The sequence below is a fragment of the Tardiphaga sp. 813_E8_N1_3 genome (assembly GCF_051811025.1).
GTDB lineage: Bacteria > Pseudomonadota > Alphaproteobacteria > Rhizobiales > Xanthobacteraceae > Tardiphaga.
Window position 1 is genome coordinate 15,357 of the sequence record NZ_JBPWQE010000001.1, and the last position, 17,327, is coordinate 32,683.

Genomic DNA, 17,327 nt, shown 5'->3' on the forward strand with positions numbered 1-17,327 from the left:
ATGGACATTGATCTACCGGACGTCATCGCCGAAGTGGGCGAAGCTTTCGCGCGCTATGAAAAAGCACTGACGACAAACGACACTGCGGTGCTCGGTGAGTTGTTTCGCAACGATCCCCGAACGCTCCGCTATGGTATGGGCGAAAACCTCTACGGCTATGACGAGATCCAGGCCTTTCGCGGTGCACGTTCGCCGGTCGGATTGATGCGCCGCACTGCGCGCACGGTGATTTCCGCCTATGGCCGCGACACTGCGGTCGCTTCGACGCTATTTTATCGCGACACGGCTCCGGGTAAGGTCGGTCGACAGATGCAGACGTGGATCCGCTTTCCGGAAGGCTGGCGAATCGTGGCGGCGTCTGTCAGCCTGATCGACGAACCGCAGGGCGCCAAGGGATGAGTTTCGACGACATGCTGATCCAGCCGGGGAAGCCGCGCCGCAAGGCGGGCATCGCCGGGCCGGTCAGCCGGGTTGACCGTGCCGGCACACCTACCGGCAAGCTGACGCGCGCTGAAGAGCTTCGTCTGCAACTCGCCGACGAGATCGTGCGTGGCGTACTAGCGCCGGGCACGCCGCTTGACGAAACCGATCTGGCACAACGTTTCAATGTTTCGCGCACGCCCGTTCGTGAAGCGTTGCGCCAGCTCACGGCGAGCGGACTTGTCGACTCGCGCGCCCATCGCGGTGCCGTCGTCGCGCAGCCGTCGATCGATCGTCTCACCGGGATGTTCGAGGCAATGGCTGAGCTCGAAGCGATATGTGCCGGTCTCGCCGCCGAACGGATGCCGGCCGTACAGCGTCACGGGCTGGAGGCCATCCACGAAGAGCTGCGGGTGCTGAGCTATGACGGCAACCCGGATCGCTTTCACGAAGTGAACGAGCGTTTTCACAACGCGATCTATGCGGGTTCGCAGAACGAATACATCGCAGAGATCACGCTCGCGACCCGGGTTCGGGTGCAGCCGTTCCGGCGCGCCCAGTTCCGCAATCTCGGCCGTCTCGCCAAGTCGCAGGCCGAGCATGACCGCGTCGTCGTCGCCATCATGCGCGGCGATCGCAACGGCGCCGCCGCGGCGATGCGCGCCCATATCGAACTGGTGCGCGGCGAATACGAGCATTACGCCGTTTCGCTCTAGGTCCCAATTCCCCGCATAAAATGGGAACCAACGCGTTCTTCGTGGGTTCCTTCACGGAGAATGTAACCCTTTGGCGCTGAAACACCCGTCACCGCAAGGTTTCGGGATTTTCGTGTTGATGTCGATTCCCGCTTGTCCGTATCGAACAAAAGCTCAGGAGCAAGGCGGCATGGCTTATCTGAGCAGCGCGGATATCGCGCCTTCGCCGGTGCCGGGCCAGACGCCAGCTTCTGACTCGAATCGTATCATCGAGACCGACATTCCTGCACGCCTGGATGCGCTGCGCTGGAGCGGCTTTCACACGCGGGTTGTCCTGGCGCTCGGTATCACATGGATTCTCGATGGGCTCGAGGTGACCCTGGCAGGCGCGTTGTCCGGCGCGCTCAAGGAAGATCCGGCGCTGCGGTTCTCAAACCTCGATATAGGCTTTGCGAACAGCGCTTATCTTGCAGGCGCCGTGATCGGCGCGCTGGGCTTCGGCTGGCTGACGGATCGCATAGGCCGGAAGAAATTGTTCTTCATTACGCTTGCGCTTTATCTCACGGCGACTGCCGCCACAGCGCTGTCATGGAATCTTGCCAGCTATGCATTGTTTCGCTTCCTGACGGGCGCCGGCATTGGCGGGGAATATACCGCGATCAATTCAACGATTCAGGAGCTTGTCCCGGCACGCTATCGTGGCTGGACCGATCTGGTGATCAACGGCAGCTTCTGGCTTGGCGCGGCGATGGGCGCGGTCTGTGCCATCGTTCTGCTCGATCCTGCTATCATTTCTCAGTCCTATGGTTGGCGTGTCGCATATTTCACCGGTGCTATTCTGGGTCTCATCGTGCTGTTCATGCGGATGTGGATTCCGGAAAGCCCGCGCTGGCTGATGATTCATGGTCAGCCGCAGCGCGCCGAAGAGATCGTGGCCGATATCGAAACTTCAGCGCATCAGAAGGCAAAGCCATCGGCTCTGGCCGCGCTGCCGAAGATCCGGCTGATGATGCGCGATCATACGCCGTTGAAAGAAGTCGCCCAGACACTGTTCGTGCTGTATCGGCAGCGGTCGCTGGTTGGACTCGTGCTGATGGCGTCGCAGGCGTTTTTCTACAACGCGATCTTCTTCACCTATGCGTTGGTACTGACGGATTTCTTTGGCATCCCGTCCAACCATGTCGGCTGGTATATCCTGCCGTTTGCCGCGGGCAATTTTCTCGGGCCGCTGCTGCTCGGCCGGCTGTTCGATACGCTGGGCCGCCGCGTGATGATCGCGGTGACCTATGGGATGTCGGGCATATTGCTGGCGATCTCCGGCTATCTGTTCTCGATCGATGTGTTGAGTGCACAGACCCAGACCATCGCCTGGATGATCATCTTCTTCTTTGCGTCGCCTGCGGCGAGCGCGGCCTATCTCACCGTCAGTGAGACGTTCCCGATCGAGGTTCGCGCATTGGCGATAGCTGTCTTCTACGCGATCGGTACCGGAATCGGCGGCGTTGCCGGCCCGGCTCTGTTTGGCGTGCTGATCGATACCGGGTCGCGCAACAGCGTGTTTGCCGGATACTTGTTTGGCGCTGTTCTGATGGTCGCGGCTGCGATTGTCGGCTGGCGCTATGCCATCGCGGCGGAACGCCAGCCGCTTGAATCAGTTGCACGGCCGTTGGCTGTAGTGGAGTAGTCTTATGAGCATGCCTCAGAAAATTATCGAAATCCCTGTCGACGATGCGCCGCATTCCGAAGAGGTGCTGTATCCGGGTGCGGAATTGCCGCGGCTTAGCGAATGTGCGCTGCTGCTCGATATCGACGGAACGCTGCTCGACCTGGCGCCGACGCCGCGTGAAGTGTGGGTGCCGCCGGATCTGGCGACGTCCATGGGCAAATTGCTGCAGCGCACGAATGGCGCCATGGCGCTTGTCTCGGGTCGTTCGGTCAACGACATCGATCTGATTTTCGCGCCGATGCAGTTCCCGGCGGTGGGTGGTCACGGTGCCGAGATGCGACTCTCGGCAGAGAATGAATCGGTTGCGGCCGGTGCGCCGCCGATGGACAAGGAGTTGAAGCGTCGCCTTGCTGCCATTGCGAAGTTGAGTCCGGGTATTCTGCTCGAGGACAAGGGCTATGCGCTCGCGCTGCATTACCGTCTCGCGCCGCATGCGGAGAAGGCGATCTATGATGCGGTTTCCGCGATCCGTGCCGATTTGCCGAATGCGCCGATCGAAGTGCTGCCCGGCAAGGCTGTATGCGAGATCAAGCCGGCTGGTGTGACCAAGGCGACGGGCGTGATCGAGCTGATGACGCATGAGCCGTTCAGCGGGCGCCGTCCGATCTTCATCGGCGATGATGTCACCGATGAATCTGTATTTGCGATCATGCCCGGCATGAATGGTCTCGCATTCTCCGTCGGCCGCCGTGCGCAAGGTGTGTCGGGTCACTTCGACGAACCGCGCGATGTGCGCGCATGGCTCGCGCGCCTGCTGATCGACGATGCCGCGAAATCAAAGTGATTTACCCATGTCGTTGATACCGATGCAGATGGAACTCACTGAAAGGTGAGTTCCATCGTTGCGTGCCCGAATTTGGTTTCAATTGGGTCGAATGGTGACGAGGAACCATATTGATGAACAGACGTTTATCAGTGTGTGCAATCAGGAGGGGACCCTGTGAATCTCGTCGTAGTCTCAAACCGAGTATCGCGCGCTTCGGCGAATGAGCCGATGACCGGCGGTCTGGCAGCAGCCTTGCTGCCCGTGGTGGAGAAATCTGGCGCGATTTGGGTGGGTTCCAGCGGCCGCGTGCGCGATGGCGCGCAGAAGGAACCGTTTGCCGAAATTGAGGCGCTGGGCGCCGGTGCGCTGGCCATGCTCGATCTGCCTGCCGCGCATTACGGTGGCTATTACGAAGGCTTCGCCAATTCGGCGCTTTGGCCTGCATTGCATTCCCGTACCGACCTGATCTGCACGTCGCACGATGATTATCAGTCGTATCGCGAAGTGAATTCGTTCTTCGCGCGTGCGCTGCTGCGGTTCCGCAAGCCCGATACCGCGTTCTGGATTCAGGATTACCATTTCCTTGCGCTGGGCGCCGAATTGCGCGCGCTTGGCGTGACGCATCCGCTCGGCTTTTTCCTGCATACGCCGTGGCCGGCACGCGATATTTTTGGCGGCGTGCCGCATCATCGCGAACTGGTCGAGGCAATGCTCGCTTACGATCTGATCGGCTTCCAGACCGAAGGTGATCGCGACAACTTCCTGTCTTATGTCGATGGCGAGCTCAGTCTGGACACGACGGGTGGCGTGGTGATGTCGCGTTACGGCGCGTCGCGTTGTGCGGTATTTCCGATCGGCATCGATCCCGCGAAGTTTGCTGCGCATGCTGCCAAGGCGGCGTCGCATCCCGATGTGTCGCGGCTGCGTCGCAGCCTGAATGGCGAGAAGCTCGCCATCGGCGTCGATCGCGTCGATTACTCCAAGGGCCTCATCAATCGTCTCGATGCATTCGACCGCATGCTGGAGCTGCAGCCGCAGCTCAAGCGCTCGGTCTCCCTGTTGCAGATCGCGACGCTGTCGCGCGGCACGATCGAGGCCTATGGCGATCTGCAGAACCAGCTTGCGAAGCTCGTGAGCGATATTAACGGGCGCCACGGCGAAGTTGACTGGACGCCGATTCGCTATCTCAACAAGGGCTTTAGCCAGACAGTGCTTGCTGGTCTTTATCGCACCGCGCAGGTTGGTCTGGTCACACCGCTGCATGACGGCATGAATCTGGTGGCCAAGGAATATGTCGCTGCGCAGAACCCAGTCGATCCCGGTGTGCTGGTGTTGTCGAAATATGCCGGCGCTGCCAACGAGCTCGATACGGCCCTGCTGGTCAATCCGCATGATGTTGACGGCATGGCGCGGACCATTGCGACCGCTCTGTCGATGCCTTTGCTGGAGCGCCGCATGCGCTGGGAAGCCATGATGGCGAAGCTGCGCGCCGGCACGATCCAGGACTGGTTCGCCGATTTCGTCGATGCGCTTCAGCAGGCTCACACGGCCAATGACAAGACACCGTTGGAAACGCTTGAGCCGCCCGTGGTCTGGCCGGTTCGGTCGGTAGGAGCGGGTTTCGGCAGCCAATTCCACTGAGCCGCGCCGCCAGGCCGGCCAATGGCGAGGTCTGTCGGGCGCGCTGGTGTCTGGATTGCCGCGCCGACGCATCGCAGGCCGATTCGCCGCTCGCCGGGGCGGGCTGGCGGCGCCAAGGCTCACCCGAATTCCCTATATCCTTCAATAATTTGAGAAAAACCGCCGGGTCGAGCCGGCGGTCCCTTGCAAATCTCGCTCCGGCCCGTCATGAGAAGGCGCGCTGGAGAGATGGCCGAGTGGCTTAAGGCGCACGCTTGGAAAGCGTGTGTGCGGGAAACCGTACCGTGGGTTCGAATCCCACTCTCTCCGCCAGCCCCCTCCTAACCAGCTGATCTATTTGCGAGCCGGCCGTCGTCCTTCCGCTCCCCGCGCGGTAACAGGATGACGTGTGTGTCGATGGCTAGGTTTTTAAGGAGCGTGTATCGGCAGGCTGGCATTGGAAGGAACCTCACGCTCTGGAAGGCGGAGCTTCTTGAATGGCGCAAAGTCTGACGAGGCAAATGGCTGAATACGTCAGACTGGTTGCCTTGATTTGAGCTTGAATTATTGGGTAGCCTTTTTGCGTCGCGCCTTGGGGCATCAATTGCGTAGATCTCGAATTGTTATTGCTGCTGCGTCTGCCGGAGCCTTGGCTGTGGTTCTGACGCTATGCGCATACGTTCGAGACTCTGAAAATATGTTGCGCTTCCTTAGGGCCGAAAATCCAGATCGTCCCCGGGCCGACGTCGTCTCGTTCGTTCAGCGTTTTCCGCAAGCTTTTGATTTCGAAGTGTCGGTTTCCAATGCCCCATTGGAAGTTCAGCGGGCCAAGTTACAACTCGCGCAGGCAATGCGATCGCAGCCAATGCTTCCCGCCGATAACTCGCCCGGAATCTCGGCGGTGAATGGAAAAGTGCCGCTACCGAGAGTCCGGCCGTTGGCTGCCAATTTGATTGCTGTGTCTCTGCCCGATCAGGTGCCAGCACCGTCCGATCCGTTGTCCAATGTAAGCGCAGCGCTTAAAAAAGTCTTCGCGATGCTACAGCCGTCTGAAACTGTTTTGGCATCTGCGTCACCTGACGGTGGGATCACCGGCGACGGAAAGGATAGTGCAGCTCCAACGTTGGCGGAAACGCGGGCGGCGCTTTACGACATCTCCGCGCGCACCGTGTACATGCCTGATGGAACGAGGCTTGAGGCTCACTCCGGACTTGGCGAGCTATTGGACGATCCAACGCAAGTCCACATCCATGATCGAGGTGCGACGCCACCGCAGATATATGAACTGAGCAAGCGAGAGAAGCCGTTCCACGGCGTCGAAGCATTGCGAATGAAACCGGTGGGTCAAGGTGATCTGTTTGGCCGCTCCGGTTTGCTCACACACAGCTACCTGATGGGGCCAAAGGGAGATTCGAACGGTTGCGTATCGTTCAAGGACTACGCAACGTTCTTGCAGGCCTACAAGGCAGGCGCCGTGAAGCGATTGATCGTTGTGCCGAGCCTGGCCGATCCGACTGTCATGGTGGCACAAAAAACGTCGATGTAGCCGTGTCTGTGAGTACTCAGATATCGCGCTGCAGCTTGAGATTGATCTTCAGAACTAATTTTCGCCCAGATTTGGATTGGTAGTATGTCAACGCTGAATCGGGGGATTCGCATATGACACCCAGTGACTACGCGCGAATGGCAAAAAATTGCGCTGAGCGAGCTGACGCCTTGGAGCCCGGCCCGAAGAGAGACGAGTTGCTTAAGAAGGCACAGCAGTTTCGGTTTTACGCGAAGGTCGAGAATTGGGTGGCGTCACCGGGGCTGCAACCCCCGGATTAATTCTCGCGCAGTCAGAGCGGCAAACTACGCAGTGCCTGGAAGACGGGACGCAGATAGTCCAGCATTTTTGGCGGGTTCTCCGTCATCGGAAAATGCCCGAGCTCCGGCATCTCTGTCACCACGGCGCCCTCGATCCATTCGGCGAGCGCGTAGGCATCGCTCACGGTGGCAGAGAAGTCGTAGTGACCGATCAGGAGATGCACCGGGATTTTGTGGCCATCGATGAGCTTGGCGGTCTGTTCGCCGTCGAACTCGTCCGAATAGAAAGCCAGATCGCCATCATAGATGCCCGGCGCACCCTGCGAATAGATCCATGCGGCGCGTCGGCGATCCTCTGCGGGGCTGGACGGGCTCATCAAGCCGCGCACATAGGCTGCCGAATGCCAGCCGCCATTGACGCCTGCATGGGTGAGATAGTCGTTACGACGGCCGCGTGGGCGCAAGGGCGCTTCGAGCGCGATCACGGCCTTCACGAGATCAGGTCGCTCCGCGGCGAGCGCCATGGCGATGCCGGCGCCCATCGAGCAGCCCATCACCACAACGGGTTCGCCGATCGCCTGTTCGATAAAGCTCGAGCACCAGTCAAGATAGGTCGGCTGATCGAGCTGATAGATGCTGCCATCCCAACCGGCGGGCGGCATCGAGCGGCCATGATGCGGCATGTCGAAGCCGATCAGGCGCCAGTCGCGACCCAGTTCGGGATCGCACATTACGCCGTGAAACTGCCGTGTATCCGCTCCGGCTGTGTGGAGGCACAGCACTGGCCTGCCGGTGCCCGTGGCCTCTGAATAGATTTCAGAAATCTGCCCGCCGGCGCTGTGCACGCGGTGATAGCGGCCCTCAAGGCGCGTGAGATCGACTTCGACCGCATGCGCGGCCGGCGTCGTCAGATTCGCGAACACGGCCTCGAGGAATGCGCGGGCCTGCGCAATGACCAGCGCATTGCCGGTCACGGTGAAACTGGTGTTGCGCAGTTGGATCGATGAAAACGAATGATAGGTCGGCGGCGGGCAGGGCGCCAGCACCTTCAGCCATGCCGTGGCTGGCCCGGATAGCGCGATGTCCGGTGCATGGCTGGGTATACTGACAACCGGCTGGTTGTTGCGACAAGCGATCGCGACGGTGGCCTCGTCGATCCCGAACTGAATTTCAAGATCTAGCCCGCGCGCGAAGGACTGCACCTCAGGCGCGGCGATCGCGACCGCAAGTCGATTGCGAAGCTCGTCGATCAGACCCATGCCCAACGTCACCTACTTCCTGGCAGTCAGATAGCGGCCGATCTCGACATGGTCGGCGGACGGTCCGAGTTTCTCCAGTGCGGCATCCCACAATGCGGCGACTTCATCTGCCAGCGGCGCATTGACGCCGATCTGGTGCGCGAGTTCGTCGGCGGTGCGGATATCCTTCGCCATCAGGGCCAGCCCAAATCCCGATGTGTATTTCTCGGGAATGATGAATTGCTTGAGCTTGTTCTCGGTCGAGTTGTTGCGCCCGGTGGAGGCATTCAGCACGTCGACGAGGACATTCGGATCGATGCCGAACTTTCCACCGATGGCAACAGCTTCGGCGGCAGCGGCGAGGCCTGCTGCCGAGACGTAGTTGTTCAATGCCTTGGCGGCGTGACCGGATCCGAGCGGGCCGGTGCGGAACACCGACTTGCCCATGGCATTCAGCACGGGATCGGCGCGATCGATGGTCTTGCCGTCGCCGCCGGCCATGATCGCCAGCGTACCGTCGACGGCGCGTTTCACACCGCCCGATACCGGCGCGTCGATGAACGCGAGACCTGCCGCGATCAGTTCTTCGCCGAGCGCGCGCGTACCCATCGGTGCGGACGAGCTCATATCGATCACCACCGTGCCCGGTGCGAGCTTCGCCTTGAAGCCTTCGACGGCGGCGCGCACGATCTTGCCATCTGGCAGCAAGGTGATGACGGCGGCTGCGTCCTTGACGGCTTCATCGACTGTCGCAGCTGACGTGCCGCCGGCTTCGGCATATTTGGCGCGGGCTTCTGCAAACGTATCGAAGCCGACCACCTGATAGCCCGCGCGCGCAATGCATGCGGCCATGGGGCGTCCCATATTGCCGAGGCCGATGACGGCGATCTTGGCGGGCGGATTGATGGCGGCTGAATTCGACACGAGCGTTCCTCTTTACGTTCTTATTTTATTCGATATCTGGCGCGGCAGGTGATCGCGCTTGTCAGGGATTATCGCGCCGCAGCGCTTCCAGAGCTATGGCGGCGGCATTCTTGATGTGCTGGACGCAAGCCTGCTCGGCGCCATCTTCGTCGCCGGCCTCGATCGCGACAAGGATGGTCTCGATTTCGGCAAGACTGCGGCCGATGCGATTGGACTGGGTCATCGATGTCATGCGCAGCACCGTGACGCGGTTCAGCAGCATTTTCAGAAAGCGTTCGACGAAAACGTTGCCGCAGCCTTCGAGCAGCGCGGCATAGAATTCAGTCTTGGCGGCCAGCAGGTCGCTGCGGTCTTCCTGACCGGCAACCGCCCCCATCTGGATGAACTGTTTGCGCAATCGTCCGATGATTTCCGGATCGCGCAGGCGCGCGCATTCGCGGCCGGCATAACCCTCCAGCAGCGCGCGCAGATCATAAAGCTGCTCGGCTTCCTCGACACTGATCGTGCTGACGATGGGGCCGCGATGCGGGATCGTGGTGACGAGACCCTCTGCCTCAAGTTGCCGGAGCGCTTCGCGGATCGAAGTCCGACCGACGCCGACCTGCTCGCACAGTTCGCGTTCGATCAACCGCTGACCAGGCTTGAACAACCCACTGCCGATTGCAGATCGCAGTCGATTTTCAACCAGCAGTCGCAGGCTGGTCGATTCCCGCGAGACATTCAGGTCCGATTCGATCTTTGCCATGCGTCAAGTTGACCGCCTATCAGACAATCTGTCAAGCAGCTTGACCGCTCGTCTGTTTTATGTCGAATTGCGGACGAAGCCGCAAAGGCCGTTCTGCATTCGGAGAAAACGCCCATGTCCAAGACAACCTCCCATCGTGGTGGCCTGAGCCGCCGTTCGCTGCTCGCCGGAACCGCGTCTCTGCTGGCCAGCCCGATGATTGTGTCGTCGGCACGCGCGCAGGCGAAGCCGGTCAATATCGGCGTGATCATGCCGCTGTCGGGCGCCAACGCGCAGTTCGGCATCAATTCGCGCAACGGCATCGAGCTGGTCGCCGATGAGATCAACGCAGCCGGCGGCATCAAGGCGCTCGGTGGTGCCAAGATCAATCTGATCGTGGCCGATGCGACGTCGACGCCCACCACCGCGGGCACCGTCGCGCAGCGCCTCATCACCCAGAACGAAGTGACGGCGATCCTTGGCGCATTCGCGTCATCGCTGACCATTGCCATTTCGGAAGTCACGGAGCGTCGCGACATTCCGCTGCTCACCATGTCCTTCGCCGACCAGATCACCGGTCGCGGCTTCAAGAACATCTTCCAGATCGTGGCCAAGGCCTCTGCGCTCGGCAAGGCGCAGCTCGACTACACGCTGGCGATCGCGCAGGCATCTGGCGCCAAGATCGACAAGATCGCAATCATGTACGAAGACACCGCCTATGGCACTGCGCAGGCGGCCGGCCTTCGTGCCGCTGCCAAGGCAGCCAATATCGACATCGCGATGGACGATGCCTATCCGCTGGGGATCACCGACACCACGCCGCTGATCAACAAGCTGCGCGCGTCGGGTGCTCAGGCCGTCTTCCCAGTGTCCTATCTCAACGACAGCCTGCTGCTGATCCGCACCATGCGCCAGCAGCGCATCACCATTCCGGCCATCGGTGGCGCAGCCGGCTATGTCATTCCGGATTTCGAGAAGGGTCTCGGCGAATTCGCCGAGAACGTGCTGTCGATCGCGCCCGCCAATTACGATCTCGCCCCCGACCTTACCGAGCGTTTCCGCAAACGTTTCGGTTACTTCATGGTGCATGAGGCGCTGGAACACGCCGTCGCCCTCGACGTGCTGGTACAGGCCATCGAGAAGGCGAAGTCGGCCAAGGCCGAGGACGTCACCATGGCGTTGCGCGGTGCGAAGTTCACCGGTGGCTGGACCAAGGCGATGACCGGCGGCGCCGTCGAATTCGACAGCACCGGCCTCAATACCCTGTCCGTTCCCGTCATGGCGCAGTGGCGCAATAAGGAGCTCGTCACGGTCTGGCCGAAGGACGTCGCCAAGGGTACCGCGGTCTGGAAGTCCTGACGAACTAAGAAAGATCGCAGTGTCATTTCTACAAGCAATAATCGACGGGCTGCTGGTGGGTGGCGTCTACGCCGTCATCTCCATCGGCCTGACGCTGGTTTATGGTGTGATGGGCATCGTGAATTTCGCGCAGGCGGAATTCCTGATGATCGGCATGTTCGTGTCCTGGTTCGCCTGGGCCTATCTCGGCCTTGATCCGGTGCTGGCCGCGCCGCTGTCTTTCGCGGTGGCGTTCGGCATCGGCTGGCTGGTGCAGGGGCAGCTGATCGCGCGCGTGCTGAAGGCGCCGTCGGTGGCGCAGATCTTCCTCACCGTCGGCCTGTTGATCGTCATCGAGAATGGATCGCTGCTTCTGTTCGGCTCGCAGTTCCGTTCGGTGACCACGTCCTACCAGACCATGTCGCTGTCGCTCGGCGCGCTGTTCATTAGCGTGCCGTATCTGATCGCTTTCGGCATGTCGCTGGCCTGTGGTCTGGCGCTGTGGTGGTTCATGCGCACGAGCTGGTTCGGCCGGGCGATGCGCGCCACGGCGCAAAACCCGATGGCTGCCCAGCTCATGGGGATCGACACGGCATTGATGTACAAGATCGCCTTCGCGCTCGGCGTCGGCCTCACAGCCTTTGGCGGCGCAGTGATCCTGCCTTATGTCACGGTCTTCCCCGGTGTCGGGGGCCAGTTCGTGGTGCTGATGTTCACCGTCGTTGTGCTCGGTGGTCTCGGCAGCGTTGCGGGTGCCGTGGTCGGCGGACTGGCCGTGGGCGTCATTCAGGCATTGTCGTCGCTGTTCTTTCCGATCCAGTTGCAGAACCTCATTCTGTTCATCGTCTTTATTTTTGTGCTCGCGGTGAGGCCGCAAGGTCTCGTAGGAGCATCCCGATGAAACGCTGGATCGCAATTCTGGCTGTGATCGCCATTGCGGCTGTGTTGCCGCTGTTGCTCAGCCCGACCGGATACTGGATCCGCGTGCTCACCTTCACGCTGCTATTCGCAGCGATGGCGCAGGTCTGGAACATCATCGGTGGTCTGGCCAACCAGACGTCACTCGGCCACGCCGCCTTCTTCGGCATCGGAGCCTATACGTCCACTATCCTGGTGCTGAAATTCGGCATCAGCCCGTGGATCGGCATGTTCGCTGGTGGCTTCCTCGGCGGCATCGCCGCGCTGATCATTGCCGTTCCGACCATGCGACTGCAGGGCCATTACTTTGCTTTGGCCACGCTGGCGTTCGGCGAAGTGATGCGCGTCATCGCCAATGTCTGGACGTCGCTCACCGGCGGTCCTGTTGGTCTGTCGGTGCCGTTCGTGCCGCCAAGCATCGCCGCCTATTCCTTCAAGCAGCTATTGCCGCATGCCTATATCGCGCTGATCGCCTTGATTATCGTGACGGTCATCTTCGAGGTGATCCGGCGCAGTGCCATGGGCTATCGGCTGCGCGCCATCAAGGAAAACCCGGCCGCGGCGGAAGTGATCGGCATCGACACCACCAAGGTGAAGCTGCAGACCGCTGTCATCTCTGGCGTGCTGATGGCCATGCTGGGCACGCTCTATGCGCAGGTCGCCGTATTCTTCGATCCGGATACGGTGTTCAGCGCAGCATCCATCTCCATTCGCGTTGCATTGATCGCCATCTTGGGCGGCGTCGGTACGGCGATCGGTCCGATCCTCGGCGCGCTGTTCATCATTCCGGTCGAGGAGCTGATGAATGATCTGTTCTCGTCGGGCGCGGCGGGTCTTTCGCAACTGATCTTCGGCGTCATCCTGATCGCCGTCATTCTGTGGCGTCCACGTGGCTTCATCACCGTGTTTGACTCGCTGATGGCGCGGTTCTCGAACAAGGCACGCTCATGACCATTCTCGATGTGCGTGGCATCTCGCGTCGTTTCGGCGGCCTTCAGGCGCTGTCCGACGTGACGTTCTCGGTGCCGAAAGGTCAGATCGTCGGCCTGATCGGGCCGAACGGCGCCGGCAAGACGACGTTCTTCAGCACGCTGGTCGGCCTCATTCGTCCCGACAGTGGCTCGATTCAGCTCGATGGCACCAGTCTCGTCGGCCAGAAGCCGCACAAGGTTGCGGCGCTTGGCATGACTAAGACGTTCCAGAACGTGGCACTGTTTGCCGAAAGTTCGGTGCTCGACAACGTGCTGACCGCGGGCCTGTTGCGCCACGATGTGGAGACTGCGCGCAAGGAGGCATTGATCTGCCTCGACCGCGTCGGGCTCAAATCCGTTGCCCACAAGCTCGCCGGAAATCTCTCGTTTCCCGAGCGTGCGCGCGTCGAACTGGCACGCGCATTGTGTACCGGTCCCAAGGTACTACTGCTCGATGAGGTAATGGCCGCACTCAATCCGGTGGAGATGCAGGAGATCATGGATCTGATTCGCTCGCTGCGCGACGACGGCATCACGCTGCTGGTCGTCGAGCATCATATGCGCGCGATCATGACGATCTGCGATCGCATTCTGGTGCTGAACTTCGGTCGCCTTCTGGCCGATGGCACGCCGGAGCAGGTGGCGAACGATCCGGTGGTGGTGGAAGCCTATCTTGGCCGTTCGATGGAGGCCCACAAATGAATGCGTCTCAGCCACTGCTCGAGATCAAGGGCCTCAATGCCGGTTATGGCGAGATCGAAGTCCTGCACGGCATCGATCTGCAGATGTTCGAAGGCGAGTTCATCTGCATCATCGGCGCCAATACCGCCGGCAAGAGCACGATCCTGCGCGCGATCTCGCGCCTGGTCCCGCATGTCACCGGCACGTTGCGTTTTACAGGCAATGATCTGTCGAGCCGCGCCTCGCATGACATCCCCACGCTGGGCATCGCGCATGTTCCCGAAGGGCGCCATGTGTTTACGGACATGATGGTGGAAGAAAACCTGATGCTCGGTGCCTTCACCGCGCGGCATGCCAAGGATCTGTCGTCGCGCATGGAAGGCATCTTCGAACTCTTCCCGCGTCTGCGCGAGCGGCGCGGGCAATTGGCAGGCACGCTCTCGGGCGGCGAGCAGCAGATGGTCGCTGTCGGGCGCGCGCTGATGCTGCAGCCGAAGCTGTTGCTGCTGGACGAGCCGAGCCACGGACTGGCGCCGAAGGTCGTCGAAGAGATGCACGACGCTTTCACCAAGATCCACAGCGGTGGAACGTCGATCCTGCTGGTCGAGCAGAATGTCGGACTGGCACTCGATGTGGCGACACGCGGCTATGTGCTGGAAAGCGGTCGCGTCACGCTGCAGGGCACGTCTGCAGAATTGAATGAAAATCCTGCCGTTCGCGCGGCCTATCTCGGCATATGATCGAGGCAGACGCGCGAACGACGTCGAACTCTGGCAATCGCAAACGGAAGGAATAAACATGAGCTACGATCAGACGATCACCCTCGGCGGGATGTTCGACATCGGTCTTGCCGCACGGCGCGAAGTGCTCGGCGCTGCCTATGTCGACAAGTCGATGCAGTCGACCAATGACTTCATGATGTCATTCCAGCACATCACCACGGAATGGTGCTGGGGCTACGCCTGGAATCGTCCGGGCCTCGATCGCAAGACCCGCAGCATGCTGAACCTTGCAATGCTGACGGCGCTGAACCGCGCGCCGGAAATCAAGCTGCACACCCGCGGCGCAATCACCAACGGCGTTACCGTCGACGAGATCAAGGAAGTGCTGCTGCACGCCACGGTCTATTGCGGCATCCCGGCCGGCCTCGATGCGTTCAAGGCCGCCAACGAAGTGCTCAAGGAAATGGGCAAGGTCGAGTAGGTCGTCAGCATAACGCTGGCCACTTGAGGCGGCCTTTGCTGCTGCTCCAAAAGTCCGCTCGATCTGCACAAGATCAAGCGGACTTTTCTGTTTACCCCGACGATACGAACAGGAGCGACTGGCGCAGATACCCACGCCGGGCGCTTCTGTTGCACCTATGCCAGTCCCGCAAACTCAGGCAGCGGGCTTGGATGCCGTGGTCGTGGATGCCGCTGGCGCTGCCTGAGCCTGGGGCTCGGTTGTGGCCTTGGCGAGCGCGTTCCTGAGCGCCTGCTCCTTGGCATCGTCGAGGGACGTCTTCAACACTGTGCCGCCGGCGTCTTGGATTTCCTTGAGGACCTTGTCTGCAGTGATGCTCTTGATGAGAACGAACAGCGCCGCATTTCCCGGCTGAAGATTTGCCGATAGCTCCTTCATGAAATCGTCGTTGATGCCATAGTCGGTCAGTGCACCGCCCAATGCACCGGATGCGGCGCCCAGTGCCACGCCGAGCAGGGGATTCAGGAACAGCACGCCGATCAATAATCCCCAGAAACTGCCGGAGGCGGCGCCGGCCATGGTCGTATTCATCAACTGGTTCAGTTTGACGGGGCCAGCTTCGGTTTTCACCGCGATAACGGCATCGCTGATCGTGATCAGATATTCCTTCTGCAGCTTGAACAGACGCTGCCGTACCTCTTCGGCTTTGGCCTCGGTTGGATAGATGATCGCAACGAGATCTGACATTTCCAATCCTCCTGACTGAGAGATTTCTATTCCGCCACGTGGTCTGCGTCGTTGATGGTTCCTTATGCGGCTATGCTGCCTTGGTTCTCAGCTGCCACGCGTAAGCGAGCCACGCTAATCCGTGGGAGATCATGTCGACGGCCAGCAGAGTGCCGAGAACCCACAGGCCTGTCCTGGGAAAGCCGGTCAGAATGACCAGGCCTGCCAGAATGCCGAAGAGTCCCGAAGCCAGCATGATCCAGCCCCCTTTGCTCCAGCGACTAAATCCAAGCAGCATGCGAATGAAGCCGGAAACCAGCAGCAATATGCCGAGGACATAGGTGAGGATGATTGCGCTGGCGACGGGCTGTTGCACCAGAACGATACCGAATGCGATGTAGAGAATGGCGAGGAGGATCTGCCACAGAAATCCTCCCCATCCCTTGGTCCAGAACGCATGGATCATTTCGAACACGCCGGCGGCAATGGCTGTCCAGCCGATGAACAGCGTGCTGATGACAGTGGCGAGAACGACATCGCCGAGGATCAGGAGCCCGGCCAAAATCAGGACGATGCCGAGCAACACGCACATCCAGAACGGCGGGGAAGGCAAGCCAGTGACGCTTACGGAGGAGCTGCTGCCATACGTCGTCATCTTACTCTCCCAGTCCTGTGCTGCTCCCGCGCCATCATTTGTGGCCGCGCGTATTACAACGCATGCGCCTCACACCATCAACGCCACGCGCAGACGCGGCGACCATGACGCCACCAGCACACACGGCGACGACGTCGCGACGATCGATGCGGGTGGTGAAGGACCCTGCGTGCCGGGCGCCCAGCCACAGTTACCTGGGCGTTTTCTGTGAGGGGCTCCAACTTGTTGGCGAGGTCCTTCTCCAGCGGGATTGGCGCGGCCTTGGCGGTCGTCAGAAAGACGCTCGTGCCAAGGCCCGTGGCGACTGCGCTGAACAGAAGGCCCTGCAACAGGTTTCGCCGATCCATCACTTCCATAGAACTTCTCCTTTCACGCATGGAAAAGGAACGTCAGAGATATAAGGAGGCACCGGAGTTGCGCGGCAGAGCCGGTAATGGCGGAGCACAGGCGTGCATGGGCGCACGAATGATAGTTCACTAATGAAAGCTGTTGTGAAGCGGTTATGGATTTCAGGCGCCAGCCCTTGGACAGTCTCCGACCAAGGTGATTGCCCAGTCAGGACATCAGGCAGCTCAGCCTGTGTTGCGATCGATTGCGGGGCCATGGGACTCCGTTCCGGCTTTTTGTCAGCCTGATTTTTGATATCGCACGGGACGAATGGATATTACCAAAGGTGTAGTCCGTCAATCGGAACAGGAAGATGTGCTCGATATGGGTATGCCTCGCTGTCTTAATTTTGCAGGGATCTTGAACCGCCTGATTAAATCGGCATGTCGCAACATGTTGAAGAAATTGAGTGATATTTTCAGTTACCTGTCTCTATTTGCCGCGCTCATTTCTCGCCATGCCTTAGTAATTACATCATAGGAGCGGTGATGTTGCATCGGGTCAAACCCTGACGCGCGCGGATACTGTCGAAGGTGTGATAGCGTCACTC

General features: G+C 60.3%; 18 protein-coding genes and 1 tRNA gene. 14 read left to right on the plus strand and 5 right to left on the minus strand.

The annotated features are described in order from the left end of the window. From hpxZ to AB8A33_RS00095, 7 genes are all read left to right on the plus strand, one after another. Nucleotides 1–399: an oxalurate catabolism protein HpxZ gene (gene hpxZ / locus AB8A33_RS00065; RefSeq protein ID WP_439090872.1), complete on the plus strand. Its 399-nt coding sequence runs from the start codon at nucleotides 1–3 to the stop codon at nucleotides 397–399. 11 nt (nucleotides 400–410) lie between these two features. Beyond that, entirely contained in the window at nucleotides 411–1,136 is a 726-nt protein-coding gene (locus AB8A33_RS00070; protein ID WP_439095812.1) for a GntR family transcriptional regulator, read from the plus strand. Between the two features lie 169 nt (nucleotides 1,137–1,305). Then, entirely contained in the window at nucleotides 1,306–2,799 is a 1,494-nt protein-coding gene (locus AB8A33_RS00075) for an MFS transporter (RefSeq protein ID WP_439090873.1), read from the plus strand. A gap of 10 nt (nucleotides 2,800–2,809) precedes the next feature. Then, the gene (gene otsB, locus AB8A33_RS00080) at nucleotides 2,810–3,625 is read left to right on the plus strand and encodes a trehalose-phosphatase (RefSeq protein ID WP_439095813.1); all 816 of its coding nucleotides are present in this window, start codon (nucleotides 2,810–2,812) and stop codon (nucleotides 3,623–3,625) included. A gap of 156 nt (nucleotides 3,626–3,781) precedes the next feature. Beyond that, the gene (locus AB8A33_RS00085; RefSeq protein ID WP_439090875.1) at nucleotides 3,782–5,248 is read left to right on the plus strand and encodes a trehalose-6-phosphate synthase; all 1,467 of its coding nucleotides are present in this window, start codon (nucleotides 3,782–3,784) and stop codon (nucleotides 5,246–5,248) included. A gap of 222 nt (nucleotides 5,249–5,470) precedes the next feature. Beyond that, nucleotides 5,471–5,560: transfer RNA gene (locus AB8A33_RS00090), tRNA-Ser, on the plus strand. Nucleotides 5,561–5,786: 226 nt separating this feature from the next. Then, the gene (locus AB8A33_RS00095) at nucleotides 5,787–6,773 is read left to right on the plus strand and encodes a DUF2778 domain-containing protein (RefSeq protein WP_439090876.1); all 987 of its coding nucleotides are present in this window, start codon (nucleotides 5,787–5,789) and stop codon (nucleotides 6,771–6,773) included. 292 nt (nucleotides 6,774–7,065) lie between these two features. Here the strand turns inward: AB8A33_RS00095 and AB8A33_RS00100 are convergent, their stop codons facing one another. From AB8A33_RS00100 to AB8A33_RS00110, 3 genes are all read right to left on the minus strand, one after another. Next, nucleotides 7,066–8,292 carry an alpha/beta fold hydrolase gene (locus AB8A33_RS00100; protein WP_439090878.1) on the minus strand — a complete coding sequence of 409 codons (1,227 nt, stop codon included), beginning with the start codon at nucleotides 8,290–8,292 and terminating at the stop codon, nucleotides 7,066–7,068. A 12-nt stretch (nucleotides 8,293–8,304) separates the two neighbouring features. Continuing rightward, nucleotides 8,305–9,195, minus strand: coding sequence for an NAD(P)-dependent oxidoreductase (locus tag AB8A33_RS00105; RefSeq protein WP_439090879.1), 891 nt, complete (start codon nucleotides 9,193–9,195; stop codon nucleotides 8,305–8,307). A 61-nt stretch (nucleotides 9,196–9,256) separates the two neighbouring features. Beyond that, a complete protein-coding gene (locus AB8A33_RS00110; RefSeq protein WP_149533340.1) occupies nucleotides 9,257–9,940 on the minus strand; it encodes a GntR family transcriptional regulator in 684 nt (227 codons plus the stop codon). 114 nt (nucleotides 9,941–10,054) lie between these two features. On the opposite strand from AB8A33_RS00110, the gene AB8A33_RS00115 reads away from it, so the two are divergent. The 6 genes from AB8A33_RS00115 to AB8A33_RS00140 are packed head-to-tail and all read left to right on the plus strand — an operon-like array spanning nucleotide 10,055 to nucleotide 15,030. Then, a complete protein-coding gene (locus AB8A33_RS00115) occupies nucleotides 10,055–11,278 on the plus strand; it encodes an ABC transporter substrate-binding protein (RefSeq protein WP_089263518.1) in 1,224 nt (407 codons plus the stop codon). Between the two features lie 19 nt (nucleotides 11,279–11,297). Continuing rightward, nucleotides 11,298–12,158, plus strand: coding sequence for a branched-chain amino acid ABC transporter permease (locus AB8A33_RS00120; RefSeq protein ID WP_089263519.1), 861 nt, complete (start codon nucleotides 11,298–11,300; stop codon nucleotides 12,156–12,158). Next, nucleotides 12,155–13,126, plus strand: coding sequence for a branched-chain amino acid ABC transporter permease (locus tag AB8A33_RS00125; protein ID WP_439090880.1), 972 nt, complete (start codon nucleotides 12,155–12,157; stop codon nucleotides 13,124–13,126). The genes AB8A33_RS00120 and AB8A33_RS00125 overlap by 4 nt, the downstream gene beginning before the upstream one ends. Then, a complete protein-coding gene (locus AB8A33_RS00130) occupies nucleotides 13,123–13,848 on the plus strand; it encodes an ABC transporter ATP-binding protein (protein WP_439090881.1) in 726 nt (241 codons plus the stop codon). The genes AB8A33_RS00125 and AB8A33_RS00130 overlap by 4 nt, the downstream gene beginning before the upstream one ends. Then, nucleotides 13,845–14,567 carry an ABC transporter ATP-binding protein gene (locus AB8A33_RS00135; protein ID WP_439090882.1) on the plus strand — a complete coding sequence of 241 codons (723 nt, stop codon included), beginning with the start codon at nucleotides 13,845–13,847 and terminating at the stop codon, nucleotides 14,565–14,567. The genes AB8A33_RS00130 and AB8A33_RS00135 overlap by 4 nt, the downstream gene beginning before the upstream one ends. A gap of 58 nt (nucleotides 14,568–14,625) precedes the next feature. Then, a complete protein-coding gene (locus tag AB8A33_RS00140) occupies nucleotides 14,626–15,030 on the plus strand; it encodes a carboxymuconolactone decarboxylase family protein (RefSeq protein ID WP_068729678.1) in 405 nt (134 codons plus the stop codon). Between the two features lie 174 nt (nucleotides 15,031–15,204). Here AB8A33_RS00140 and AB8A33_RS00145 read toward each other — a convergent pair whose 3' ends face one another. Both AB8A33_RS00145 and AB8A33_RS00150 read right to left on the minus strand, forming a co-directional pair. Continuing rightward, the gene (locus AB8A33_RS00145; RefSeq protein ID WP_439087290.1) at nucleotides 15,205–15,756 is read right to left on the minus strand and encodes a DUF1269 domain-containing protein; all 552 of its coding nucleotides are present in this window, start codon (nucleotides 15,754–15,756) and stop codon (nucleotides 15,205–15,207) included. A gap of 70 nt (nucleotides 15,757–15,826) precedes the next feature. Then, nucleotides 15,827–16,390 (minus strand): HdeD family acid-resistance protein, encoded by a 564-nt coding sequence (locus tag AB8A33_RS00150; protein WP_439090883.1) that lies wholly within the window; start codon nucleotides 16,388–16,390, stop codon nucleotides 15,827–15,829. Between the two features lie 657 nt (nucleotides 16,391–17,047). Between AB8A33_RS00150 and AB8A33_RS00155 the strand changes: the two genes are divergently transcribed. Then, nucleotides 17,048–17,257 carry a hypothetical protein gene (locus AB8A33_RS00155; protein ID WP_439090885.1) on the plus strand — a complete coding sequence of 70 codons (210 nt, stop codon included), beginning with the start codon at nucleotides 17,048–17,050 and terminating at the stop codon, nucleotides 17,255–17,257. Nucleotides 17,258–17,327 lie beyond the last annotated feature (70 nt).